At 31.3% G+C, this 25983-nt stretch carries 24 protein-coding genes; all 24 read right to left on the reverse strand.

The annotated features are described in order from the left end of the window. Window positions 1–23: 23 nt before the first annotated feature. Window positions 24–185 carry a hypothetical protein gene (locus tag MHZ36_RS12640; protein ID WP_239232075.1) on the reverse strand — a complete coding sequence of 54 codons (162 nt, stop codon included), beginning with the start codon at window positions 183–185 and terminating at the stop codon, window positions 24–26. Between the two features lie 32 nt (window positions 186–217). Beyond that, complete coding sequence (locus MHZ36_RS12645; RefSeq protein WP_147614295.1) at window positions 218–1453, reverse strand: FtsK/SpoIIIE domain-containing protein; 1236 nt, start codon at window positions 1451–1453, stop codon at window positions 218–220. 478 nt (window positions 1454–1931) lie between these two features. Beyond that, the gene (locus MHZ36_RS12650) at window positions 1932–2165 is read right to left on the reverse strand and encodes a hypothetical protein (protein ID WP_239232076.1); all 234 of its coding nucleotides are present in this window, start codon (window positions 2163–2165) and stop codon (window positions 1932–1934) included. Window positions 2166–2208: 43 nt separating this feature from the next. Further along, window positions 2209–2427 (reverse strand): hypothetical protein, encoded by a 219-nt coding sequence (locus MHZ36_RS12655; protein ID WP_147614293.1) that lies wholly within the window; start codon window positions 2425–2427, stop codon window positions 2209–2211. Between the two features lie 155 nt (window positions 2428–2582). After that, window positions 2583–2801, reverse strand: coding sequence for a hypothetical protein (locus MHZ36_RS12660; protein ID WP_147614292.1), 219 nt, complete (start codon window positions 2799–2801; stop codon window positions 2583–2585). A 145-nt stretch (window positions 2802–2946) separates the two neighbouring features. After that, window positions 2947–3309 (reverse strand): hypothetical protein, encoded by a 363-nt coding sequence (locus tag MHZ36_RS12665; protein WP_147614291.1) that lies wholly within the window; start codon window positions 3307–3309, stop codon window positions 2947–2949. Between the two features lie 232 nt (window positions 3310–3541). Next, window positions 3542–4207, reverse strand: a complete 666-nt coding sequence (locus MHZ36_RS12670) for a hypothetical protein (RefSeq protein WP_239232077.1) — start codon at window positions 4205–4207, stop codon at window positions 3542–3544. Between the two features lie 132 nt (window positions 4208–4339). After that, window positions 4340–4822, reverse strand: coding sequence for a hypothetical protein (locus MHZ36_RS12675; RefSeq protein WP_239232078.1), 483 nt, complete (start codon window positions 4820–4822; stop codon window positions 4340–4342). Between the two features lie 131 nt (window positions 4823–4953). Then, on the reverse strand, window positions 4954–5745 hold the full coding sequence (locus tag MHZ36_RS12680; RefSeq protein WP_239232079.1) for a hypothetical protein: 792 nt from the start codon (window positions 5743–5745) through the stop codon (window positions 4954–4956). 24 nt (window positions 5746–5769) lie between these two features. Next, complete coding sequence (locus MHZ36_RS12685) at window positions 5770–6657, reverse strand: YegP family protein (RefSeq protein WP_239232080.1); 888 nt, start codon at window positions 6655–6657, stop codon at window positions 5770–5772. Between the two features lie 20 nt (window positions 6658–6677). After that, on the reverse strand, window positions 6678–7325 hold the full coding sequence (locus tag MHZ36_RS12690; protein WP_147614286.1) for a hypothetical protein: 648 nt from the start codon (window positions 7323–7325) through the stop codon (window positions 6678–6680). 102 nt (window positions 7326–7427) lie between these two features. Next, window positions 7428–8711, reverse strand: a complete 1284-nt coding sequence (locus MHZ36_RS12695; protein WP_239232082.1) for a TcaA second domain-containing protein — start codon at window positions 8709–8711, stop codon at window positions 7428–7430. A gap of 9 nt (window positions 8712–8720) precedes the next feature. Beyond that, on the reverse strand, window positions 8721–9530 hold the full coding sequence (locus MHZ36_RS12700) for a hypothetical protein (RefSeq protein ID WP_239232083.1): 810 nt from the start codon (window positions 9528–9530) through the stop codon (window positions 8721–8723). Between the two features lie 27 nt (window positions 9531–9557). Continuing rightward, on the reverse strand, window positions 9558–10076 hold the full coding sequence (locus tag MHZ36_RS12705) for a hypothetical protein (RefSeq protein ID WP_147614283.1): 519 nt from the start codon (window positions 10074–10076) through the stop codon (window positions 9558–9560). Window positions 10077–10091: 15 nt separating this feature from the next. Next, window positions 10092–10775: a hypothetical protein gene (locus MHZ36_RS12710; protein WP_239232084.1), complete on the reverse strand. Its 684-nt coding sequence runs from the start codon at window positions 10773–10775 to the stop codon at window positions 10092–10094. Between the two features lie 22 nt (window positions 10776–10797). Continuing rightward, complete coding sequence (locus MHZ36_RS12715) at window positions 10798–12846, reverse strand: phage tail tip lysozyme (protein ID WP_239232085.1); 2049 nt, start codon at window positions 12844–12846, stop codon at window positions 10798–10800. A 21-nt stretch (window positions 12847–12867) separates the two neighbouring features. Then, the gene (locus MHZ36_RS12720; protein WP_147614280.1) at window positions 12868–13224 is read right to left on the reverse strand and encodes a hypothetical protein; all 357 of its coding nucleotides are present in this window, start codon (window positions 13222–13224) and stop codon (window positions 12868–12870) included. Between the two features lie 481 nt (window positions 13225–13705). Continuing rightward, entirely contained in the window at window positions 13706–15823 is a 2118-nt protein-coding gene (locus tag MHZ36_RS12725) for a hypothetical protein (protein WP_239232086.1), read from the reverse strand. A 23-nt stretch (window positions 15824–15846) separates the two neighbouring features. Further along, window positions 15847–16722, reverse strand: coding sequence for a hypothetical protein (locus tag MHZ36_RS12730; RefSeq protein WP_239232087.1), 876 nt, complete (start codon window positions 16720–16722; stop codon window positions 15847–15849). 44 nt (window positions 16723–16766) lie between these two features. Next, on the reverse strand, window positions 16767–18923 hold the full coding sequence (locus tag MHZ36_RS12735; RefSeq protein ID WP_239232088.1) for a hypothetical protein: 2157 nt from the start codon (window positions 18921–18923) through the stop codon (window positions 16767–16769). 151 nt (window positions 18924–19074) lie between these two features. Further along, entirely contained in the window at window positions 19075–19401 is a 327-nt protein-coding gene (locus MHZ36_RS12740; protein WP_239232089.1) for a hypothetical protein, read from the reverse strand. An 82-nt stretch (window positions 19402–19483) separates the two neighbouring features. Beyond that, window positions 19484–23476, reverse strand: a complete 3993-nt coding sequence (locus MHZ36_RS12745; RefSeq protein ID WP_239232090.1) for a coiled-coil domain-containing protein — start codon at window positions 23474–23476, stop codon at window positions 19484–19486. Between the two features lie 98 nt (window positions 23477–23574). Beyond that, complete coding sequence (locus MHZ36_RS12750) at window positions 23575–25446, reverse strand: AAA family ATPase (RefSeq protein WP_239232092.1); 1872 nt, start codon at window positions 25444–25446, stop codon at window positions 23575–23577. Between the two features lie 16 nt (window positions 25447–25462). Continuing rightward, window positions 25463–25930, reverse strand: a complete 468-nt coding sequence (locus tag MHZ36_RS12755; protein ID WP_239232094.1) for a hypothetical protein — start codon at window positions 25928–25930, stop codon at window positions 25463–25465. Window positions 25931–25983: the final 53 nt, after the last annotated feature.

Here is a 25983-nt window from a genome sequence, read left to right on the forward strand (position 1 = left end):
TATCACTCTTTTTATTATGGAAGTTATGATTGCTTTTCTAACTTTTCTATCTCTCTATTACATATAGTAATTTTTTCGCTTAACATCTCTTTAATTTTTGGACTTTCAATTTCTTTTAATTGGCTTTTTAAATGTTCTCTTTGTTGTTTTATATTTTTAATTTTTGTCTCTATCAATTCATTCATCTTTTTCACGTCCTTTTAAAGTCATTATAGTATCATTTATTCTTTTTGAGATAATCAAATATAGTTAATTTTTCAGTGTCAGATATATAGGAACTTTGTAACCTAACTAAACTTCCATCATATTTCAACAAAATATCTCCTTTAGTATTTAAACTTTCAGCTCCCTTTTCCCCAAGTATTTTTTCGCTATCGATAGAGCCGAACAATCTCATAGTAGCTATTAAATCGAAGCTTTGTTTCAGTTCTTCTGTAATTATTTTTGGTGTCTGCAAACTAACTATGAAATGAATACCTACGTTGCTTATCGAATGTATTTTACTTAATAAGTCTACTAATAATTGAAATACATCTTCATTTTGTTGTTTTACCTGATGAATTTCTTCAATAACAATTGTCCATTTTGCAAACTTAGGTTTATCACTTTTACTTTCCATGTCATTATATTCTTGAATGTTTTCGACATTATTTTCAATAAATGTTTTATATCTATAGTCGACTTCTTTATTTATACGCTCCAATAACATTTTCACTTTATCTATATCACTAACCACATCAGTCAACATATAGGGAAGACCATCATAACCGATGTATTGACTTCCCGAGAAGTCTATTAATCCTATTTTAATATCACTAGGAGAATTACGTGACATCATAGACATTAAAATTTGATCAAACCAAGTTGTTTTCCCACAACCCGCTTGCCCTACCACTAACATATTACGATAATCATCTATATTATATTCTAATAGTTCATTCTCGATAGTTAACCCCATTATCATCTCATTAGCATTGTCTATATTTTTCCTTCCGAAAAGAAGTTTGTTATCAATCGGGACACAATAATTTTCTTCACATGCCGTTAAAGGAATAACAATAGCCATCTCGTTTCTATCTTCTAGCATAGATACGTTCGGTAATAAAAAGAACCCGAGAATTTTTGATATACTCATTTTTATTTTTTCGATGTATTCAGTACTAACATATTCATGCACTTTATATTTATATACCAAAAACACACCCGCAATATGAGTATCAAGAAAAGTAGCGTCTATTTGCATATCTTTAAATAGATTCTCAATTTTATATTTTAGTCTTTCAGAATAGACCTTTGCTCTTTCGTATTGAATATTCATCTTACTTTGCTTCGACTCAAATAAATCCAATGGGAAAGTAACGTTGTCTATACCTTCAATAGTTAATTGTGGTTTCTTATTTTTAGCCTTTAGATTAACCTTTATATTTTTAATTGTCTCTCTTAAATTTTTCATCTTTTTTCACGTCCTTTTAAAGTTATTCTAACATCGTTATATGCTCACTATTATCGTTCTCGCTTGGGAAAACATAATCAAGACCCATGACGATAAGAAGAACACTATAATTATCGGTAAACTGATTCGTACGAACACTTTCCAACTGATTAAATTACTTAATCGCGTAAAAAACATTGATGCGATTAATAATACCTCTACTAACAAACTCGTTAGCGAAGTAATCCTAAAAATATGTAGCTTAGGTTCAAAAAAGCTTTCCATATTCGATATTAGTTCATTTAAAATTTGAATATAAATCGCCCCACTCTCAAATATTGATAATTTTTACTGCTGTTTTCTTAATTGATAATCCTTTTTATCATACGAAAAGATTCTTTTAATAGCATATGCTAAATCGCTTTATTAACTATATATTACACTAATTAGAACAACCACCGATATAATAGAAATTAAATAATTCTCTCTCATTCATTGCTTAAATAATATCAAATCCTCTAAATACTTCTGCTAACTGATGCCTATTCTGTACATCATAGCTCCTCTGTACATTCCTTGTACGTATAGTAATTTTATTAGATTTATTCAACCATATTCTAAAGGAGTGCCATTGCTTTATATTGCACGAATACCCTTTATATACTTTAGGTTTCACTTCTTCTACTTGTATTCCTACTTGTTTAACAAGATTTAACATTTTATAATCATTCATTTTCTGCACCTCTTTCATAGTATGTATTATTTATATTTATCTTTTAACGTACACATAGATAATATGTATCTTCTAAGTTGATTATTTTTTCTTCATTTAGTTTTACTTCATGTGCTTTGACTTCATTTTTTGCAATATACCCGCAAACATAATCCGTCTTGTCCAATTCATCAAATACTTCATAACTTTCCATAGCATTATGAATGTCTATATTCTGCTCTTTGTTAAATCGCTGAAATGTTTTGTAAGTACTTTCACTCATCATCATGACCTCCTGTTATGATATATATTAATTGTATCGTACTTATAGTTACGATGCAAGTATTTATATGTATTTTATTAATATTTTTGTAACCATAATAAAATAAAAAAAGAAGTGGTATTACCCACTTCTTTCAAGGTTTTATTATCAAAAAATTAATCACAACTTTTCTCAGGAACTACTATTGGGACGCTATTTAATATATTACTCTCAATTTTATTATATGGTATATTACGCTTATATAGATAATTATCTATTTGTTTTGTTGCATTGATTCTGTTTGTATCAGTTGCGTTGTATTTTGCTATCTTACCATTTTTAAATTCTACTTTTACTTGATAGTTCTTATACGTATATTTTGATTGTCTTTCCATTCTTACCACCAATCCCTTGCTTATGCATTATAATGTTTTCCGTGTATATAGCTTTATATTACATTTTTAATAATTTCGTTTAAACTTTCTATAAACACTTTAATTTTGGTTGTTTTGCGCCTCTCACATGGCACAATTCATTAATCTAAAGAACTCTAAAAGACCTACTTAAACCTTCATAATAGTTCTCTATTTCATCAACAATATCTTTCATATTTAATTCATTTATAATTGTTTCAATTGCATTATTCAAATATCCATCGTTTACAAATGGCATGTCTTTGTGTTTGATAAAAATGCCTTGACCAGTGCTTATCCCTCCTATTGCTAAAGAATATTTGTATTGTTGTTCCATGCTATAATATATTTGATCTTTTTCTAACGAATTTCTCGCTTCTGCAAAAGTATAATCCCCTTGTTCTACATTGTTTACAACTGCGTCTATATGCTCATTACGACGTTCTCTTAGATAGTCAAAAAATAGTTGTTCTTTTATATTTTTTCCCATTTCACTACCTCCGTTTTATTACTATTTATACTAAAATATGATATTTTTAATTTCTATACATACTTTATTTCCTAAATACCGCTTTGTATAACATTGTTTAATTGATATATAAATATTTTATCGTACTTATAGTTACGTTTCAAGTGTTTTTGTATTTTTTTAATATTTTTGTGACTATATTGGAATAAAAATGAAACGGTGTCTTACACCGCTTACATGTTAATAAATGCACTTATCTTATAAGCCTTGCTTTTCCTCGTAAGAATTTTTTATGATAAAACTTTTTCTTAATTATACGCCCTCTATAAACTTTTTTAACTTTCCCTCCTAACCTTTCAGCATCACTATAAGCTAACGATTTACCTAATTCTAAATCATACCTTTTCACATTATTCCCTTTTATATTGTCTGTTTCTTTATCGTCTTTTGTTAAGTAATATTTATATCTTGTTTCAACAACATAGTAGCCATTTGCTTTTTTATTAGGTTTAAGACGTTTGCTCTCAACTTCTGTCCCTAATTGTACTACCTTTATATTATAATCAGGATATTCCTGAAGTATATTTTGGACTTGTGACATAGTCAGTTTGAGTACGATCTTGTTCCTCAATTTTTTGGTTAATTCCATATCATGGGTATAATAAAAATCTTCATTTTTTAATACTAACAAGTTGTTTAGTTCATAGTTTGTATACTGAATTGCTGTTTTAGGTTGTTTCTTCCTGCTTTTTTTGGGTTCATACTTCACTAATTCTCCACCCATATCATTCGCTATATTCATCGCTAATGATTTTTCTTTAATATTAAAAGTTCTAATGTTCATATCAGTCATATTGTTTACATAGCTAGCGTCTTTACTTAAATAAAGTCTTTTCCCAAAACGTATTACGAACTTCATATATACCACCTTTGTATCTGTCGTTTTGATAGAGTATCTTATAAAATATTATATAGAGTTTAGCCCTAAACGTGTTAGTCATGACAACCGCAATAAAAATAAATAGAAGCGGGTCTATACCCACTTCTATATTCATACTTCAGTAACTTTATTAAAACCATAACTTTTTAAGATTTTTTCAACCTCTTCAGCAAAATGTTTATGATTTAATACATCAAATGACGTTGTATTTGTTTTCTCATTATAAACATCTTCGTAACTTGTGTTTAGCGCATCTGCTATTTCTTCTAATGCTTGTGCTTTTAGATAAGTTCTTGATAGGTCTTCATTTAAGTAATTACTAATCCTAGACTTCAAACGCATCATTTCTTCTATTTTTTCTCGTATAAAAGCAAACCATTCCATTTGTGACGACCTATAAAGTCTTGCACTTCGGTCTAAACTTCGTAATACCTTATGTGGTTTATCTTCTAAACTTTGCTTAATCTTCGCAACTTGTTTCTCTCTATTTAAAATATTAAGCTTGTCATTATCGTATATTTCATTCGCAATATACGTTTTTAATTCTTTGTAATCTGCTTTCATTAAATCTAAAACATTATTTTGGTTATTCATCTTCTTAGCCCCCTTTATTTTTAGTGATTCCTTTATAAGATGCCTCATAGCTATTTTTTCTATATTTTCACAAAAAGTTTTTGTATCATATTCATCGAAAATAACGTAAAACATACAATGCTGTCTTTACGTTAAAACTGTTCGTTTAACCAATTTTTGAAATTCTCCCATGCATTTTTTCCATCTTCTGTTAGTTTCTTCTTATCGATATACTTATCTAAGTCGCTAACTTTTGATTTAACCTCTTCATAATTACCTTGATTTTTACTATTTTGAGCATCTTGCAATTTATTGATACCGTCTTGATATGATTGTAATGAGTCTTGATTAGATGGCACTTGTTCATTGTTTTTCAGATTATCAATTCTTGATTGAAGGTTGTTAATTTCTTGTTGTGTCTTTTGACTATCCGTTTCTGAATCTGCTAATTTGTTTTGTGTATCTTTCATGTCTTGTTTTAATTGTTCATTCTCTTGTTGTAATTGATCGTTATTGTCTACTTGTGCACTATTATTCATGTCGTTTTGATTAGAAAAATGGTTGTAAACTAAGAATAATATAAAACCAACAATTACAATAGCTAATATTGATGCTAGCCATTTTTTAGCTGTTTTATTTTTAGCTAGTTCTTCTCGTTGTTGATTGCCATATTCTCTGTCTCTCTCTGTATATAAATTATTCGGATTATTACTATCATCATAACTATCTTTATTTTTATCGAAGCGGCTTAAATGCTCATTAACATATTTATCGTGTAGATAATTATATGATTCACCAAACACATTGCGAAACCTTTCATGATCAATGTTGTTTGTATTAAATTCTGTGTTTACTGAACCATTTTTATCTAACCCCATGATATAACCGTTATTATCTATTTTTAAGATTTTAGGATATTTCTTAAAATTCTCTGTATTATTCATAGTATTACCACCTTAACGTTAAATTTAGTCTTTAACAGCTTCCTTTTTAATCACTTTGCCCTCAGCATTTTTCTTAACTATATCTTTCCCCATCGTTGTGTAAGTTCCTACAATCTCAGCATTTTTATTTCTATAATTCACATACCATTTCCCATTTTTATCCAGTTTAACGTTATCAACAAGATACTTATCTGTATCTATTTTCCCATCAAAATCAGCAATCATTTGAAACACTTGTGTTCTCATATGAGTATTTGTTGATGGGCTTTCATTAGCTTCGTACTCCTCTCTTGTCTTATCGTCTTGCATTGGATTTTTATCTGTAATTTTAATTTTATTTGCTAATTCATCTAGCGAACTATAATTCTTATTCTTTTCATACAAATCTTTTACGTTATATTCTTCGCCAGTTTCCTTTAATTCTTTGTAATCTGGTGTCGCCTGTGTGCCACTGACTAGCACTTTATCTTTGCTAACTCCTACAATTGATGCAAAACTACCTTTAGGTGGGTAAACAGTATAAAAGTCCATATCTTCAGGCGCGTTAGCTACTGATTTTTCTTTGATTAATAACAATTTATATAATTGCTTTTTCTCTTTTTTACCTTGCGCATCACTTTCAAATATACCTGTTAAAGCTTCATCTTTCGTCAATGTATACATATCTGCATCGTCTGCAAAAAACGCTAATGCTAATTTCTTATTCTGTGAAATATCGTTCGCACTCTTTTCGTTTGTCTTATTGTCTTGTTTAGGCTGTTCTTTATCATTTTGTTGATTATGCTGTGTGTGTTTCTTATCTTCGCTTTGTTTATCCTCTTTGTTCCCCTCTGTTTTTTCATTACATGCTGTTAATACTAATGACAGACTTAATGTACTTGCTAATATGATACCTTTGTTTAGTTTTTTCATTTTTGTATACCACCTTATTATTAATGATCTAGCTGTTTTATAAATTTTTCAACATCTCTTCTCAAGTAAAGATTTGTTTTTCCTTTTTTCATATAAGGATTGAGCTTGCCTCTCTGTACAGAAACATCAAAATATGAGGGATTCATACCAAATTCTTCTGTTATCTCATTTTTAACCATCAACATGTTTTCAATACATTCCTTTGATGTGTAATCTGAGAAATATACCTCAATGTTATTAGGTATAATGCTTTTGCTTATTATCTTATTTTCACCAATAGGCTTTTCTATAATTCCTAACTTAGTATTTACGATATACTTTTCGTTTTCTTTCAATTCTTCTAATATAGCTTCCTTATTAAATTTTATAGATTTTATCACACCCTTACTTTGAATTGGATCACCGTATACCTTGCAAGGCAACTTTTCTTCTAATTCGTGATTGCTTATATTTACTAACTCTATTTGCTTACCTTGTTTACTATAAGATTGATAATCATCAATAACATATATATCTACTAAATATTCGTCTGAGCCTTCACTGTACAACTTACCGTTACAGTAACTTATTTGCACTCTGTAGCCACTGTTATCTTTAGAGTTTTCTATAACATCTATCATGCTTTCGAGCCGTTCAACTTCTTTCAACACTTTTTTATATTCAAACATTTATATAGCCTCCCATCTATTATTTTATTCAATCATAGCATAGCAAGTCTTGACTTGCAAGTGTACACTTGCAACTTAAAAAAGAGGGCTTTCGCCCCCTTTTTATTGCACATCTTGTATTTCAATAATCTTGTTATCTTTCACTTTATATTCGGTTGTTATCGTATTATCCTTGTACTGTTTGCTTATAACAATTTCATAAACGTCATTAGTCTTTTCAACACTTTTTACTTTTGTATTTTTATATTTTATATCGGCTTTTTTCTCAAATTTTGGTTCCATAAATTCATCTGCTTTTGATCCTTCTTTAATATACTTCTTGATTTCGTCATAATCAGTATGTTTATATGCTTTGTTTAGACTTTCCATGTAATCTTTGATGAAGCTGCTCATTTTAGACTTTTCTTCTTCTTCTTTTTCTAAGGTCTTTTCTATTTCTTTATCATTAAATTCAAGATTTACAGTTTGTATACTATTATTTGTTGTACCTTGTAAAACATTAACTTCATTAGTCTTGAAAATATGCTCTTCCTTTTTGCCCTCAGCTTGAACAGTAAAACTATCACTATTAGGGAAGTACCCATAAGTTTTATTTGTATTTAATTCAGTTGTCTCCCCGTTAATCATAAGTTTAAGTGATTTATCATCAAGTTTATCTGCGTTATGCAATTCAATTTTTATCTTAGATTGATTAAACGACTGTTTCCCAATCACTCTATTCGATTCATCTATATTATCAGTATCAATATGAATAGTTCCGTCTACTTTACCTTTAACAGCACCATCTTTGAACTCTTTTTTTGCATCTATGTTATAATTTCCTACTACAAATGAACCTAATTTGTTCAACTTGTTTTTATCCACTGCTACTTGATGACCTTCTCCTAAATTATAAGTGGCAGTATTATCCGCCTCTTTTATATATACCGCTCTATAATGTGGGTCAATAGACAACTTGCCTAAGAAAAACATTTTTTTACCATTTTTGGAAAAATCTAATATTGGTTGATTATTTTTATCTCTTAAAGTTCCCAATTCAGGTGAAGATTCATCAGATTTAATATTCGCTTTCACATTATTAATCGTTTTATTTAGTCGCTCTGCATTATCTCTTTGTTTAAAATAAGTAATTAAATGCTCAGCTTCCGCCTTAGTCATTTCTCTTTCATTCGTGGATAATATAGTAGCTAGTCGTTCAGGGTTATTGTTTTCAATACTTGATGTGAATTGATTAAGTTGTGCATTAGCATCATTTTTCTTAACAAATATAACACTAAACGTTATAAGTAAAGCGATAATAACTATTGTTACTATCGCTTTTACTGTTGATTTTTTAGTCCATTTACTATTATTTTCTGTCTTGCTTTGCTTTGTTTCTTCACTCATTGCCATCACCTAATTAATATCATTATTGACTTTAACAGTATTACCTTTCTTCATTTTATCTATCTTATTGTTACTTGTGTCTACATCTACTTCATATACAGTATAATGCGTTCTAGTGGCATACTCACTAGATACATTATCAATATTCCCTGTGTACGATGCTATCACCTTAAAAGGCACAACTTTTTTAGATGTATCTTCAATTGATTCTGTATATATTTCCGTTTCGTTTAGTTCAGATGACAATCCTAGTGCTTCAATTTCACTATTACCATCTTCATCTTTATCATCACTGTACACATCTTTAATCCATTTCGCTTTAGGGTCTTCAAAAAGCTTTAGATTTTGCTCTCTATTTTCTCTGTACTCACTAGAATTTTGATAGTCATACATACCTTTGAATACTTTATCAAGGGTTTCTTTACCTCTTTGAACACCTGATTGCGTAGAAACATTCGCTGCATTAATTTTATTGCTTTCTTGTTTCAAGTCAGAATCTAAGTCCTCAACTTGGGTTTGTAGTTTATTATTTTTTGATTCAAGACTATCAATATCATTATTTGCTCTATTACCATTTATTGTTTGATTTAGCCCTATAACGACAAATACTATAGATAATAATGCCAGTACTATCATTATCATTTTAAGATACTTCTTTATAAAGTATTTTGTATTTTCTTTCAAGAAAGTCTTTATCGCTTTGAACAAATAACCAATTCTATAATTGTATTGAGCCTTTATATAGGCTTTGGCTTGTTTTTTATCTTCTTTCTTTTTCTCTTTTTCCGTCATAATTTCAGGTTTTTTATCCTCACTCACACATTCCACCTACTCTCATGCACTTATTTAAGCTTGTTTATATTCCTTCACACCACTAATTTCATCAGCATATGCATTATATTCAATAACAATATATTTATCTTTAGAGCTGATTAAAACGGGTATCGATTCACCTCTTTGTGTCGATACGTCAACATCATAATCCTTGTCTATAGAAATACTTGTTAAGATTTCACTGTTACGTACATTTTCACTAACAAAACCTTTTAGTTCTGACTTATATGCGTTCATTTTATCTTTATCAGCTTTACCCTGTTGCTCTTTAATCACATCAACAAGCTTCTCAGCATTTGATTTAGCATCTTTTGCTAAACGGTTTGGATCATTATTTATCTTGTCTATCAGAACACCATTTTGTAGTTTCTCTTGCTTACCTGTTTCAAGACGAGAGTTTAATGCTTGGTTAGATGTTTTTGATTCATCTAATTTTTTTGACTGAGCATTGTTATATCCTATAGCTCCAATCAAAAAGATTAAGGAAGCGGCGAAAAATACAGATATTATAATTACGTACCTTTTTTTCATAAGATATTACCTCCCTTAAGTTTGCATGCCATCAACTTTAAGTGTGTCACCCTCTTTTTTAAATGTAACACTTACCTTACTGTCAATTTCAGTTGATGGTTTGATTTCACTCTTTTTATCTTTTGGATTTATTAATCTGTCAAATTTCAATGTGCCTTTTGGATTAGATTTTTTTAACTCGTCATCACTAATGTCAATCTCTACATTTTTATATTCTATAGTTCTGTCGTCCGCGCCTTTATTTCCTTTACGACCTTTTACATAGTCTTCAGTAGCCACATCACTAAATAATGTTTGAGTCGATTTCTCTTTAAACTTATCTTGTGGTTTGGCTTGGATTTCTAACACTTTTAAAGCATTATCTTTTCCTTTATTTCTCATTTCGTCCATTTTAGCTTTTTCATCTTTTTTATCTTTTTTATCTTTATCTTTTTTATCATCTGACTTATCTTTTTTGTCTTTGGACTTCTCTTCTTCAGCTTTCTTTTCTTCTTCTTCCTTCTGCTTTAGTTCTGCCTCTGCTTGCTTATCTGACTTTAATGTTAAGGCGGGATCACTATTCTCTTTTGAAGTATTCTTTTCGACCTCATCTTGCTGTGAAAAGTCGTTAAATATTACGAACTTGAATAACAAGAATCCTATTATCACAATAAATATTAGCAATATAATCTGTGGTAATTTACTATTACCTTCGTTCATATAACCCCTCTTTTCTATATTGTTATTTTGATTTTATTTTAGCGCCACCTACACCACTAAAGAATGTAGCGCCGCCTTCTTTTTTATTTCCGTCTACAAGTGCAAATGTCTCAACACGACTTTCGTCTTTGTTAGCCTCACCATTTAAATTATAGTTAGACATTAACCATTTTCCGTCTTCCATTACTCCGATAACTACACCAGTGTGTCCTACATCAGAAGTAGTAGCTCCAGCGAATGGAGGATTAGATGAAAATCCATATCCAACTGTTGGATTAGATGTTGTTTTTGCTCCTTGAGATTTGTAGGCTTTGTATATCACATTTCCGTTACCGTTAGTAGGTTGCTTACCTTTCCATAATTGAGACATATAAGAAAACAGTAGCTCTGTACATTGCCCTTTATTTCCTGTAGATGGGAATATATTTTCACTAGAATTTAGCTTTTCGCCTTTATAATCAGGTAATTGGATGTGTTTTTTATATTTTTCAGGAATATCTTTTTTAGATTTCCATTGTTTTAATACTTTACCTGAACCACCATTAGCCTTTGTTGACGCTCCTAATTCTCCATCTACCTTACTGTTAGAGTCATCATTACAACCACTATTAGACCCTGCGTCACTATTATCACCTGCTGAATCAGTTGATTGACCAATATTAGAATCATCTTTATCGCCTAACATACTATAATACTTCGATGCTGCTGCTTGACGTTTAGGCAATGATTCTTTTGCTCCTGCACGTTCCCAATCATTCATGATATCAGCAGTTATTGTCTTGATATCTCCATCTCTTTTAAGTAATTTTTTTATTAAATCTGAATCTGTACCATCGTGATTAAGGATATAGTCTAACTGTAAGTCCATATCACTCCACTTTTTGTCTTTTTTATCTGCATATTTTATTAAATTCACTCGTCTTTCTGAATCTAATTGTGCAAATCCAAACGCATATCCTCCTGCCGAAGGGTCTTTAGCTAAGCTCTCTTTATATTCATTACCACCTTGAATAGTGCTTGAAGAGAACGTGCCACCTGATTCTTCATTAATATTACCTAACCATGAAGCAATACCTTTTCTAGTTGAACCTTTCACATTTTCTTTAGTGTATTTATATATTGTTTCTATATTTTTCTTAGCATCTTTACTGTTTTTTACATTAGTCGATGCCTTATCTTGAACTGAACAACCTTCATCTTCAGGTTTATTATCGTTCATTAGATTCGATGCACCCATAATCATAAATACTAATAATATTGCGATTAATAATGCACCTAAAATAGGTAGAATAACAGGAGCTATATATGTAACAACTGCTGCTGTTATCTTTTTCTTAGCCATCGATTTGGTTATTTCTATAAGCTCGTCTTTCGCTTGTTCTTTGTTCATTTTAGATAAATCTTTAAGTTTAGAAGCTTTTTGCAAACTCGGGTCTATCTTACCTAATGCTTTACCTTTTAATGAATTATCATCTATATCATGATCTTCTGATGCTTGTTTTGGTTCATCATCTTTTTCATCATCTGATTGGTCAGGTTTATCATTTTCGCTTTCATCATCTATATTATCTTTATCTGATTCCCCGCTGTCATCTTGAACATCATTTGCATTACTACTTTCTGATTCTTGCGAATCATCACCTTCATTACCAAAATCTTGGTCGCTTTGGTTGTCATCACCGTCATCTTGCTCGTTACCAAAATCTTTGTCATCAGCTTCACTTGACTCACTGTCCCCTTGATTTCTTTGAGCCTCTTCGCCGTCTTGATTTGGTTGTCCTTCGTTGTCTTCATTTACATCTTCATTTGTCTGTTTTGGTTCTACGTTACCTTGCTCGGGTCGTTCATTTCCTTCTTCTTGCGGTGAATAGCGATTATCTTGATCTTTTAAATCATCTTCCGTTTGTTGAACCTTTGGACTAGGTTCTTGATTATTTCTATTAACATTGTCCTTGTCATTGAGATTGTTTGAATTACTACTACCCTGTGAGGGTTGCTCGTTAGGAGAGGGTTGCTTTTCTTTCTCGTTTTCGAGCCTACCACTATACTCAAAATCCCTTTTCTTTGACAAAGTTCACACCACCTTTGTCTTTTAGTCTTTAATTACTTTTACAAACATTAACGCTGCTATCACTAATATTTTTTTATCATAATCTTTAAAGTAGCTAGCTAGCGAAGGTTTTAAATTTAAATTAATTCTATTTTTACCTACTCTTATTGTGCCGAATGTTTTCCCACTGTCAATAGAACTAGATTTTGTTACAAGTTTATATGCTTTTGCAACATACTTTTCAATTTCATCTTCACCTTGATACACTAAAAAACTCAAAGACGAACTAATTAAGTTACCTCTAACATGATTTGAAGATTGCTCTATAACTTCATCTAATTTATCAGTGATATAAGGGTCTAAATACACAATCACTACTTGACTTTTTTTCTTAGCCATATTCTTCCTCCGTTGCCAACATATTGCCACTTATTACCACCTATTGTTCAACAGACATACAAATCGTAATTTGCACTCACATTGCCTGTATATTATGGCTATATTACCTCCTTATAGCTTAGGATCTATTGTAATCCTATTATACCATTTTTCGTATTGTTACGATACGTTTTATAAAAAAAAGACGCTCCACCTATTAAAATAGATGGAACGCCCTTAGAAAGGATTTTGAGCATAATGCTATGCTCAAAGTGTTTCAGCCATATACATAGGAAAGGTGGTAATATATTAAGTTAAATTGTGAGTATTCAACTTAATAAGTCTTTCGTTTGTGGCTGTAGGCACATTATAATGTGCCTGTTAGCCATTTTAATCCATCTATGTAGTAAAGTAAATTACTACCTTTAAGATGAATCTTACATTTTACCTTTTAAGTATAGGTTGTTATTTATAGTTTATAACTTCGTTCCACTACAATATGTTAGTCAGCAATTTCTAATCTAAACAAAGCTGAAGCTGTGTCTCTATTTAAGTAATAAATATGGTCTTTATTACTTTGCATGCCTGCTTGTACTGAATCTGGAAGGTTTTTCCTTATTATTTCTGCATATTGCTTAACATTATGTGGTTGCATTGAGTTAGTAATTCTTAAGTCTGCATTTCTGAACCAAATACGATGGATATTCTCGTTTGATCCTTCACCTTTATCAAATAATACATCTGCATCATTGTATAATAAGAATACTTTTACTCCTCTATTATTCAAATGACCTATTCTAGTTCTCAAATGTCTTTTAACAGAGTCTGTAAGCTCATCAGCCCCATGTATAATAACGACGTCATCTTCTTCTAACATTTGCTCTCCATATGCCAAGCTATTCACAAATTGTCCCATAAGAGCCGCATGGTGAGTTTCTTTTAACATTTTAAAATCAAATATAACTTTCATCTTCTCTTTCAAAGCCGATTCATCAATTGTTGTTTGTCTATTGAACAAATCTTCATTTCTTGATTTCATCTTATCAAAAACATCTTTAATACGTTCTAGACTTCTCTCTTTGTCAGTTGTACCATGAATTTCACTTTTTTGTTTTTCAGCATGTATGCTTTCTGCTAAATAAGCAATAAATTCTTTTAATACTGGTAATTCATTATGTTTTAACCCTACGAATCTTAAATCAGCTTTATTTTCCACCGCATTTTCTTTCCACATGCCCTCATGGATATAGAATCCTCTTAATTCCTTTTCAATATTACTGATATCTTGACTATTTAATGTTGTAATATCGTTTTCGTCTTCTTTTTCTGAAAACTGCCTAGCTATCTCTTGAATCTTTGAAATAGTAACATTATAAGCACTCATGTCATCTTGACCATCAGCAAATGGTTCTAAAAAGTTAATTGCTATATCTTGGGCTAACAAGTTAACATAGGCTGTTTCACTTAATAGTTCTTCTCTCATTCTTTCAACGTGCTCTCCGTTTAAAACGTACTCAATTACTCTATTGCCATTAACAAATGCGTCTTGTGTGATTTTATTACTCCATGCTGTTGTAGCTTTGAAATCATATCTAAAGTTATTAACTGAGTTGATATCTGCCGCTCTATTTTTCGCACATATAACTCCTAATTTATCTATATTAGTTGTATCTAATAAAACTGGGTCACTATTCAATTCTCCATGTAACTGACCGATATATGAACCATTCATGTCATTGACTCCTGAAGAAACAAAGGGATAACTCCCTGCCAACTCCCTAGAAGTTAAATGATAATTTTCACCACGTTGTTCACGTGCCGAATCCATTAGATTACTGTATTCCGTTTTCATTTCCCCTGCAAAAGGTACTAATTCGACTTTATTATTAAAATGCTTAGTATACCGTTTTTCTAAATAATAAATAGCGTTATACAAATCATCACGTGTTGGTGCTGTAATCGTTACACGTATTGATAAATCTAAGTAACTTGCCCCGTTGTTAATCTCATTCGCAATTTCTTGTGTATCTACATAATACTGTTGGAAATAGTTGTTTGCTACGGTTTGATCTGCTCCTTTGGATTCTGAATAACCTGTTCTAGAAACACTCGTTGATGATTGTACCTTTTTCTCAGCCCATTCATCTTTTCTTCGAGTGATACTATAAACTACTTTAGAAACGATATCCTTATTTTCAAACTCCTCAACATTGTCAATTTTAGGTACTAGACCCATACCCCATAAAGGGGGTAAATCAGTAAAACTTCCTTTTTTTACTGAGAATGTTAAAATCGTCGCAAATTTTCCGTTCGTAATAAAGTCAATATCTCTAAATTTTATATTTCCTGAAGGCGCTACTCTACTTAATGTTTCATTGTGAATGAGTGTACGTTTTTTCACTTCATCTTTCACTTTCTTTTTAAACGCCTTCTTGTCTTTTTTTAATTCAGGCTCTTTCTCTTCTAATTCTCTTTTTACTGTTGCCTCAATTTCGTCTTTTTTGGACGTGTCTAATTTTACTTTTTCATTTATATTATTATTAGATTTCTCTGAATTTGCCTTATCTACTTTTTCAGTGTTTTCAGTTCCCTTATTTTTCTTACTTTTTAATGAAAACATTTATAACACCCTTTCTATTGTGATTATTGCAAGTTATAAAAATCTTTATATTTCTCATAAATTTCCTCGTCATATGCAATTTGGAAATATTTAAAAATTCCACTTGAACTTGTTTGTTTTAACGCTTTGATTGTATTATCTAACTTCGTTGTATCATCACTTCTTAAGTAAGTAGTATATTCAGTCGTTCTAAAATTATTTTGAATATGTTTTAATGTTGTAATTCTTCTATCTAAAATCAGGTTTACAGTTGGATTATTAGTGTTCATCTTTTGAGTTTCTAAAGCCTCAATTTGACTCGTACAGTCTTGATTGCCTTCTTTCATATCAACAATAAAATCGACCCCAATATCTAACTCTCTTAGAAACTGTTCGTAAGATAAAACAATCTTTTCCACTTCATTATCAAATAAAGTCTTATTCCCATTACCAATGACATTGACAGCTACGCCTGTATCACCGTTAGTAAATCTTGCTATTCCTGACTTTGGACTTATTTCTTCTAATCCAATGACATTTTTCAATTTTTCCACCTCGTTCCCACTAATAGTACTTCTCGTTCTTACTATTCTCATTTTATATAATGGATAGTAACTTAGTGTAGGTATAACCCATTTGTATCCTCGTTCACCTGTATTTGTCTTTTTCAACATCATTCTAGATAGTGAGATAAACCCTATTGTGAATAATATTCCAGCGATTATACCGTAATTATTTTTTGTGAAGTATATAATTCCACTAACATATATCATTAAAGTTCCAATAACCATGATAATTAATGCTATTGGTATAGGCACCGCAAACCCAATAGCACCAAATTTAAGTGCTACTGGCGTATCTAAGCCTTCTTTAACATTAATACTGTGAGGAATTTTATAATACTTTTTTATTGAAGCCATAGAATAACCTCCTTTGTTTCCAAGCAGTCAAAACAATTCCTCATTTATTTTTTGTCCTTCTTATCTTTTTTCTGTTTTTCTAATTCTTTCTTTTGGTCATCTATAATTTTTTGTTGTTTCTTGCTTTCATCTTCTTTTTCTTTCTTAACTTGTTCTAACTCTTCTTTGTTTTTGTTTGCTTCATTTTTATGTTGTTCAACAACCTTGTTTGTAGATTCTAATTTATCTTCTGCACTTTGGCTTTGATTATGGAAACCTAATGCAGCTCCACCAAACACAACAGCCGAAATCAAGAAGGCGCCTACGCCTGTTCCAATCACATGTTTACGTTTTGTCTTTTTACTATTATTTAGTTCTGTTTTATTTTTTTCATTCTCACTTTGCAAGCTCGTTAAATCCTTACTCAGATTAGTTAATTCTTCATCTTTAGACTTTAGTACACTTTGATGGTTCGCTTCTATATCCTTCTTGAATTTGTTATATTCTTCATTCTTGGTGCTAATATCTTCTTTATATTTCACTTCTAGTTCTTTGAGCTTAGTTGTCGCTTCTTCTTTCTCTTTTTCAGTCAGTTCAAATTGTTTTTTATACTTTTTAGCTTGTTCATCTGTATAAAGATCACTGCCTACTGTATTGCGTAAACGTTCTTCTGCTTTTTTACCGTATTCATATTTTATGAACCGTTCATTTTGTTCAGTCATCTTACTATCTAACTCTCTAATTTCACCCTGTATTTCTTGTGTAGCAGCGTTTAAATAATTTTGAACTTCAAGGATTGCGTTATTTCTATCTTTCGTAATTGCTTGTGTCTTGATATTAGCAAATTTATTTGAAAGTTCGTGAGTGAGCTCATATTTAGCTTCTTCATTTCGACTTCGTTCTAATTCTTCAAAACGCTCTAGAGGTTCTGCTACTAAATTGTAGTATTCTTCTTTTTCAAATTTCATTGCCAAACCTGCTAATGTTTGCTCTTTAAAGCTATTAAAGTGTTCATTCCAAAATCTGTGTTCTAATTCTTGTTTATGAGAATCAATTCGCTGTACTAAGTTCATATCTAGGTTATTCTTATTATTTTCCATTTCCTCATGCATATCTTTAATAATAGCGTCTCCATTTTCAACATCTATTACCTTATTAATTTCGTTATAAGACTCGCTCATATATTGCATGTACAACTGTTTAGCTCTTCTTTTAAATTCTCTTTCTCGTACTTCTAATACGTTATTAGCGTTTTTAATTTCTTTTTGTAATATCACGTGTGTTGTATCATTTTCATCTACATTCTCAAATTCGTTAAAACGTCCTAGATAAAAATCATCAAAAGTAGCTTGTAGCTCAGGTGGAAGTTCTGTATATTCATTATCTATATCTTCATCTTCCATTGCTAATTCACTATCTACTTCTAATTCTTTATCACTTTTAATCGAATCATCTGCTTCATCTGCTTCTATTTCGACAGACTCAACTTCATCTTTGTCCTCTTTGCTACTTTCACTATCTTCATTAATAACATCTTCTTGTGTTACGTCATTACCTTCACTTTCATCACCGAGCACGTCTGTACTATCATCTGAATCATCAAATGAAATACTATCAAGTGAATTATCATATTCATATTTACTAGGAGTTTGTTCAACTTCATTACTCTCTGAACTTTCTTCACTCTTTTGTACATATGAATCATCTAATTTACCTACATTATCAGAAACTAAATTCGATAAATGATTAGCGATGCGACTATAGTGAATAGAAAAGTATTCATATACATCATCTTCACTTTTATCAAAAACGATTTCTGCATGCGAAAGTTCATCATCATCTACATCTATTTTCATAGGAATAAAAAATATTCGCCACGCTAAGTTTTCATATTCTACCAATTCTTTAAGGTTACTATTTAAATAGCTTCGAGTATGATCGTCTAATATAATAGGAATTTGCCCTTTATGGATATCATTAGGCAATATTGCATGTTCAATGTCATAAGACCTCAAAGCTGAATATAATGTATTAATTGTTTCACTTGATACAGAAGATTTTTTAATATCATTAACTAAGAGTCCACCTAAGTAGTAACCTTGAACTTCATCTTTTTCGCCTTTAGCTACTGCATGTAAATCTCCAAATCTAACTAATTTTTCTAATTTATTATATAGTTCTAACGGGTCATTTGGTTCTAAGTTTTTTAGGTTAAATTCCATACTCAAAATCCTTTCTAAGCCTTTTTATATATACTATTATTATAACATACTTCGTACTGTTGCAATACGTTTTTAGGGTAAATTTCCAAAAAAAATGAGAGTAGATATCTACTCTCATTTCTTTTATTTAATCTTTCAAATTACGTATAAGCTAGTTCTTAATATCTTTTACGCCGTTGAAACCACCTTCACCGAATGATTGTAAGAATGAAATTCCGCCATATGTTAATGCTGCTCCAACTAAACAAGCTACAACTGCCAATATTACAAGCTTACCTTTATTAGACTTAAATACAGCTGCTCCGAAGATATACCATACTCCCCAAATGAAACATAAAACGCCGAATAATGTTGCGATTTTACCGCCCCATTCTTTCGCCTTATCTGAGCTGTTATCGATCCATTGCCCTGGATCAGATGCGCCTAAAATCGGGTGTAGATTATTCACTATATGGTTCATTGACTCTATATCAAACATAATACGTCCACCTTTCGAGTTTATCCTTATTTATATTATATCAATATTTCCGTATCGTTACAATACGGAAATTGATTAATATTTAATTATTTAAGTCTTTCTTTGCCTTTGATGCTCTTTCTGAGCGCTCTCTTATTAACTGTTGTAGGTTAGTCTCTGACGCCTGCTTATCTTTCTCAATTTGCTGTTTATATTTTTCTAATTGCTCGCTATTATTACCACCAGTTTTTAATATGTTTTCGTGTTTGTTTTGACGTTCAATTACTGTTTCTGAAGCTTCTTGCATTTTGGCTTTAGATTCAATGATATTGTCTTTCATAGTATTACCAATACTATTAATATTGAATCCTTGTGATGATATAAACGCCTCTTTATTTTTAGCTCTATCTAGTTGTGCTTTGGTTTCTCTTAAACTTGCTTTATATCTATTTATTTGTGGCTCTACAGCTACACCACTTTGCCCTGCTTTTCTTAGCTTAGCAATCTTTTGTTGTAAGTCTTTATATCTATCATTTGCTTCTTTAACTTTTTCAGATGCTTTGCGTCTAGCTTCTTTTTGGAATTGTGATAATGCGTGCGTTTCTTTAATATCTGCTGTGCCACCACTATCTAGCTTACCAACTGTACTTTGAACATTTCCTATGCTTTGTTGCTTGTCATATAGTGTTTTCAGTTCATTGCTTGTGCTACTTTCGATATTACCTAATTCTTCTTGCGGAACCTTAATTCTACCAACTGATTTAACTGCTTGTAATCCTGCCATTACACGACTTGCGTTACTGTAGGCTGAAGCGGTTTGTTGAACTTGGGATTCCACTTCTTTAATTTGAGTTCTATCTGTAACCACACCTGAGCTAGCTTGCGATTGTATATCTCTCATTCTTTGTTCTGCATTTACTTTTTCGTTATAAGCTTGTTTAATTACTTGCTCTTGTGACTTAATAGCGTTATTTACATTTGCTCCTGTATTCATTGCATGACTTGCAACTTTGATGTTGTCATATGTTCTCTTAGCTGTAGTGATTGTACGTCCTAGTTCAGCAATATGGTCACGATTTGGATTACGACTAGAGATTGCATTGTCATATTCTTCTTGTAATTGACTTACATTTTGTTCAGCTCTTTGCATTTCTTGTTGTTGCGTTTGATAATCGTGATTGGTGAATGCTGCTCCATTATTATTTTTCAATGTTTTTACAGCTCTTTGTTTTGCTTCTCCACTTACAATTTGATTATCAACTTCATTTTTCATACTGCCTACTTCTTCACTTAATGATGAAGCTGCTTTTTGTAATGTTGTTATCTCTTCAGTCGTCAAGTTGCCGTTTTGCATTGCTTGTTGATATTCTCTTTCTGCTGATACTTGACCTTCTTGAGCACTAAGCAATCCATTTCTAGCTTCTTTCTCGGCAATTGGATTATTCACATTAGCCTCATATGCTTTCTGAGCTAATTTTTGTCTATTTTGACCCATTGCCAAATTATCTTTGACCTGATTAATTCTTTTATCCATCTTATCGAGCTGTGGCTGTGTTGCACCAAATGCTTCCATTTCTTCTCGCTCTGCATTTAAGTCAGCTAGTTTTTGTTCTGACGTTTCAATTTCATCACTTGCCTCATGATAATCTTGCATAGCTTGTGCTTTACTTTGACCTATGTCTTCAATACTTGCACCACTTCTTGATAAAACTCTAGCAGCTTCTTGTGACTTACCAAGTTGATCGTTATAAGCTTTTTCTGCATCTGCCACACGTTTCTCTGCCGCTGATATTTCATCTTGTGGAGCACCTTCTCTTTGCAACTCAGCTAAATCATCTTTTGCATTCTGTAATTCTTCTTGTCTGCCATTAAGTTTTTCAAACTCACTATTAGCATTAGCGATACTTCTCTCTTGCTCTTGTAAATTATTAGCAACGCCTTGTTCTGATTTATTCTCTAAGTTTTCTATACCTTCATTGATGTCTTTTTCTAGTTCTTCACTTTGAGCATCAGCATCGTTCTCTCCAACTTCATTGCCACTAACTCTACCTGAAAATTGAGAAGCGGTTTTACCATTTTCACCTTCGCCATCTTTTTCATTCATTAAATCTCGTACACTTTGTTCTTTTTCATTCTCTTTATTTTTTAAATCTTTAACACTTTGCACTGCACCTTTAGCAAATCCTGATGCTGAGCCATAAGGATCGTCTGCCACGTTTTCTGCTGCTTCCTGTCCATATAAATGACTACCCATCGCATTTTCTAAAGCTTGTTTATCCGCACGCGAACCACTTATAGAACCTTCAGGATTCATAGTATCAAGTAAACGTGAGAACCATTCACTCACAAAGGTCATAACACCTTTTCTTACTTTATATACTAATTTTGTAGAATACCATAATACAAAAATGGTTACACCTGTCTGTAGCAATTGTTTCAATTGACCATCAAAGTCATATTTATTAAGTTGATTAGTAAATTGTTCATCTAAGTATAGAACGATATTAGGGTATAGCTGTATTAAAAATACTGTCATACCTATGCCTAATATCAACATAACTGCTGTAACAATAATTCCAAAGAATGCTTGATATGCTCCCATTTGTGAGAAACTGACATTAACAAAGAAATCTTTTAGTGCGTTGATTACACCAGTAAAAATTGCTAAATACAATGTCACTACTACTGCTGTAATAGTTAATATAATAGCGCCCATTTTAAGTGCGTTTAAAAACACACCAAAACCACTATTACCCGCCAAGCTTGCCGAGCTTACTTCTGCATCTTTCAATTCAGTACCAAAAAATTCTTTCCCACCAGTTACTTTTACACCATCTTCTTGTGGGTCTAACTTGAACGCTAAGAAATTCATATTATTTTCTTTTTTGGCTTCTGTGTTTAACTTGTACATTGTACTTATATCATTAGCATTAAGAGTATTAGAATAAGACCAGTTTGATAAAAGGCTTTTACCATCTAGCTTTTCAGCTATTTTTTCGCTGTCATCTGTATTCATATACTCAACCAACTCTTTTGTCGGTAAATTATTATATACTTCATCAGATGTTTTAGGGAATCCTTTATCATGGTTTAATACGTAACCATCATTTGTCCCTTCAGCTCCTTTTTTACCTTTAACATTAGTTAAACTGTTATCTATATATTGACGAGTATCAATAATCATTCCTCTTGGTATTTTTTCAACAGCACTTGTACTAGCACCTTTACTATCCTTCAACATATCAGCAGCTACACCTAATGATAAACTTGCAAATGTAGTTGCTAGTGCCATCGATACGAACGCAAGTAACACTCTCATTCCATTACTTTTGAAGTAACTCGATCTATTTTTAGCTTTCCCAAATCCAGTTGCTAACCTAAACGCTACCCAAGCCATAAATACACATAACAAAACTTTGAAGAATACTGTTAGTTTGTTGTATATGTTTATTACGGGATTTAAGATATGAAGCGGGTCGCTATCTGGAATATTTCCGCCATTCGTAATATGTTTCCATATATTTAAGTAGTCAATTAAATTGGCAAACAAATCTTTCAATGATTCCAAGCCACTCAATAGATAAAAACACCCTAATAGTATAGAACCATATCCCCCTTTAATTATGGCTCCTAACCAACTCAAAATGGTGTCTTGTTGCGTTGAAGATACATTGTATAAATTCCAATGATTTAAACCAAATAAAAAACTAGCATAATTTTTAGCTTCGTTTTCATCGCCAGTGTATTTATTAATTTTAGACTCTACTGTATCTGTTTTAGCTCCTGTTTGATCATTATAGTACATTATTTTTTGATTTTTCTTAGAGTCTTTAAATAATATTGTAGCGTAAGATTTTCCTTTAGCTTCTTTTGTTTTTTGAGCTTTTTTCTTTGCCTTGTATGAAGGGTCTGCATCTTCCTTCGTTTTTTCAACCATATCATCAAGTTTCTTTTTACCTGAAAACTTGTCGTACATACCCTTTAATGAAGTATCATCATCAATACTATCAGCATATGTGTCATGTCCACTAACAAATACCGATACTAACACCGTAAGTATGAATACTAATATATATTTAGGTATTTTTTGTCCCATTCACATAACCACCTATCAATTACACAACTTTTTGTTTTTTTATTTCCATTGCACTTGTTACATATTACTATTTTTATCACGTTTTGTCTTTATTAGATTCAAACATTAATAATTTCATATGATACGTTCGCTTTTTCATCTAATGCATCATATGATCTTTTGACGTTTTCATGGAATTGTCCTGTGTATTTTTCTAATCTTCCGTCTTTATTAATTACATCATATTCTAAAACTTTCAGTTCAGCAGTACTTATACGCTTGTCAGGTCTTTCACTAACTAACTCTCCTAATGGTTCAACTTTTACTCTGCACAATTTACGGTCGCTATCAAACAAATATTTATTAATAACCTTTGCTACGCTTACATATAGATAGTTTCTTATACGGTTATTTATATCTCTACCGCCCCCTGCAGAAGTTGCATCTGAGATATCTTCATCATATAAGTATTTGATCACTCTATCTCCGTATTCTAAAATTATCTTTTCTTCACTTTGTAAATATTGTTTAAAATCTTTTAATTCCTTTTCCACAATTTGTTTTCTTACGTCTTTTTCAAGAGGATTAAAAGATATAATGCCATTCATACGATTGACTAGCTCTGGTCTAAAACCATTACGACCATCTTCACTTTGAAGGATTTTTTTCGCTTTTTCTGTATCATAAGCACCATCACTAACCTTAGTTCCTAAAGTCCTATTTTCTTCGATAACAGTAAACCCTATATTCGTTGTAATTATAATATATGCATTTTTAAATGTAACTGGTCTTCCATATTTATTTTTCAATCGACCATCAGATGTGATTTGTAGTAGTAGGTCTAATACACCTCTATTAGACTTTTCACCTTCGTCACAAAGAATTATAGAATATGGTTTTCTACCTATATCTTCTGAGGCATCTTTTTGCCATCTTTCTACTGCTCCTTCTCCTTGATATTCAGACATGTCGTATCTCAACATAGCTTCTTCACTACCGAATAAACCTTTTGCTAAAATTTTAGCTGTTAATGTTTTACCAACACCAGTTGGTCCCATAAAAATATATGAGCCCATAGGGGCGTTGGGAGGGTTCAAACCAGCCATAGCAACATGTAAACTGTCAATCAATACCTTTATCGCTTGGTCTTGACCTTTAATATTATCTTTTAACTCTTGTTCAATTTTGTCTATATCAGGTCTCATTTTTGTATTAACTCCCGACCTTTCATAAACAACTTTGTCTAACAGTGCCTCATTCATTGCTACATTTTGCGTTGTGTATATTCCTATCATACGGTCTAACAATCTAATAGATTTACGAGGATTGGAATTAGAAGGCATATATTTTCCATATTCAACAATCTTGTCAATTAACTTATCATTAACAGGCTCTATGTCTCCTAATTCTTTTTTCCACATATCTTTCAAAATTGTTTTTACAATGTCGTCAGGTAACTCGTCGATTGTTACAAGTTCTAAACGTTCGGTCAAAGCTTGGTTTTTCTCTACATGTATTGTATATTCTTCGTTTGTTGTCGCACCAATTAACCTTATCTGACCACGAGCTAGAACTGTTTTGAAAGCATCTAGACCAGCCTCATACCCTTCCATACCAACTTTATGGAATTCATCAATAAATAGTACTACATCGCTACTCGAATTTTCATCAAGTTCAATAGCTTCTTTAACTATACCTTTAATATTTTTACCAAATTCATTATTACCTTGACCGCCCATAACATCTAAATCGATTGAAAAGAATATAAAACCATCAGACTCTTTCTGAGTATGCTTTGCTAGCGTTTCAATAACATTGGTTTTACCAACACCTGGTTCTCCGATTATTATCATACTTTTCATTCGTCTTTGATTTAAAACCGAATATATTTCTTTCATCTTTCCATCTACGCCCAAAGATTCATACTTAAAATTTTCAGCCATCTCGGTCGCATATTCTTTTAATAAAGGGTAATTATCAAGATTAACCATATATAAAGCCCCTTTCTTAAACTGTTGTTTCGTTGCCGTTATTGTTTAATTCTTTGTACAATTCACTCACTGTACTTTCAAAAAGTTTACTATCTTTTAATTCATTTACGTCACCACTTTGAACATCTTTAAGTGATTGAGATAATGTTTTAGTCTTATTTGTATTTTCCTCATTATCTACAACATCTTTACTTTCTTCATCACTATTTGATTGTTCTAACTCTTCTTTCGACTTCTTATTAAGAATTTCATATATAGATGATTCATGAGGTTTAGGAGAGTAACTTGAATCACCTAATACATTACTCGGTTTCTTAAATTGTATTTTCTCAAAGTTATTCGACAGCCTATCCAATTTTTCTTTTTTATTAATTTTCAATTGATCTGCTATATTTTGGATTTCTATAACCAAACTTTTATTTTCTTCTAATGTATATTCAACTACTTCATCTTCAAGTACTATTTTTATTGTTTTCTCAGCCATTTATAACACCCTTTCTTATTCTAATTATAACATATTTCGTATTGCAACGATAC

Source organism: Staphylococcus sp. ACRSN (assembly GCF_022346615.1).
In the GTDB taxonomy this organism is placed as follows: Bacteria; Bacillota; Bacilli; order Staphylococcales; family Staphylococcaceae; genus Staphylococcus.

What these genes read in the sequence shown, in the direction of transcription:
- MHZ36_RS12655 (WP_147614293.1), bottom strand. Translation starts at nt 2,427, where the DNA reads ATGAGTGAAAGTACTTACAAAACATTTCAGCGATTTAACAAAGAGCAG.
- MHZ36_RS12650 (WP_239232076.1), bottom strand. Translation starts at nt 2,165, where the DNA reads ATGAATGATTATAAAATGTTAAATCTTGTTAAACAAGTAGGAATACAA.
- MHZ36_RS12740 (WP_239232089.1), bottom strand. Translation starts at nt 19,401, where the DNA reads ATGTTTGATATAGAGTCAATGAACCATATAGTGAATAATCTACACCCG.
- MHZ36_RS12705 (WP_147614283.1), bottom strand. Translation starts at nt 10,076, where the DNA reads ATGAAAAAAAGGTACGTAATTATAATATCTGTATTTTTCGCCGCTTCC.
- MHZ36_RS12755 (WP_239232094.1), bottom strand. Translation starts at nt 25,930, where the DNA reads ATGGCTGAGAAAACAATAAAAATAGTACTTGAAGATGAAGTAGTTGAA.
- MHZ36_RS12670 (WP_239232077.1), bottom strand. Translation starts at nt 4,207, where the DNA reads ATGAAGTTCGTAATACGTTTTGGGAAAAGACTTTATTTAAGTAAAGAC.
- MHZ36_RS12645 (WP_147614295.1), bottom strand. Translation starts at nt 1,453, where the DNA reads ATGAAAAATTTAAGAGAGACAATTAAAAATATAAAGGTTAATCTAAAG.
- MHZ36_RS12720 (WP_147614280.1), bottom strand. Translation starts at nt 13,224, where the DNA reads ATGGCTAAGAAAAAAAGTCAAGTAGTGATTGTGTATTTAGACCCTTAT.
- MHZ36_RS12750 (WP_239232092.1), bottom strand. Translation starts at nt 25,446, where the DNA reads ATGGTTAATCTTGATAATTACCCTTTATTAAAAGAATATGCGACCGAG.
- MHZ36_RS12640 (WP_239232075.1), bottom strand. Translation starts at nt 185, where the DNA reads ATGAATGAATTGATAGAGACAAAAATTAAAAATATAAAACAACAAAGA.
- MHZ36_RS12710 (WP_239232084.1), bottom strand. Translation starts at nt 10,775, where the DNA reads ATGAACGAAGGTAATAGTAAATTACCACAGATTATATTGCTAATATTT.
- MHZ36_RS12745 (WP_239232090.1), bottom strand. Translation starts at nt 23,476, where the DNA reads ATGGGACAAAAAATACCTAAATATATATTAGTATTCATACTTACGGTG.
- MHZ36_RS12685 (WP_239232080.1), bottom strand. Translation starts at nt 6,657, where the DNA reads ATGAAAAAACTAAACAAAGGTATCATATTAGCAAGTACATTAAGTCTG.
- MHZ36_RS12730 (WP_239232087.1), bottom strand. Translation starts at nt 16,722, where the DNA reads ATGGCTTCAATAAAAAAGTATTATAAAATTCCTCACAGTATTAATGTT.
- MHZ36_RS12680 (WP_239232079.1), bottom strand. Translation starts at nt 5,745, where the DNA reads ATGAATAATACAGAGAATTTTAAGAAATATCCTAAAATCTTAAAAATA.
- MHZ36_RS12665 (WP_147614291.1), bottom strand. Translation starts at nt 3,309, where the DNA reads ATGGGAAAAAATATAAAAGAACAACTATTTTTTGACTATCTAAGAGAA.
- MHZ36_RS12695 (WP_239232082.1), bottom strand. Translation starts at nt 8,711, where the DNA reads ATGAGTGAAGAAACAAAGCAAAGCAAGACAGAAAATAATAGTAAATGG.
- MHZ36_RS12735 (WP_239232088.1), bottom strand. Translation starts at nt 18,923, where the DNA reads ATGGAATTTAACCTAAAAAACTTAGAACCAAATGACCCGTTAGAACTA.
- MHZ36_RS12690 (WP_147614286.1), bottom strand. Translation starts at nt 7,325, where the DNA reads ATGTTTGAATATAAAAAAGTGTTGAAAGAAGTTGAACGGCTCGAAAGC.
- MHZ36_RS12725 (WP_239232086.1), bottom strand. Translation starts at nt 15,823, where the DNA reads ATGTTTTCATTAAAAAGTAAGAAAAATAAGGGAACTGAAAACACTGAA.
- MHZ36_RS12660 (WP_147614292.1), bottom strand. Translation starts at nt 2,801, where the DNA reads ATGGAAAGACAATCAAAATATACGTATAAGAACTATCAAGTAAAAGTA.
- MHZ36_RS12675 (WP_239232078.1), bottom strand. Translation starts at nt 4,822, where the DNA reads ATGAATAACCAAAATAATGTTTTAGATTTAATGAAAGCAGATTACAAA.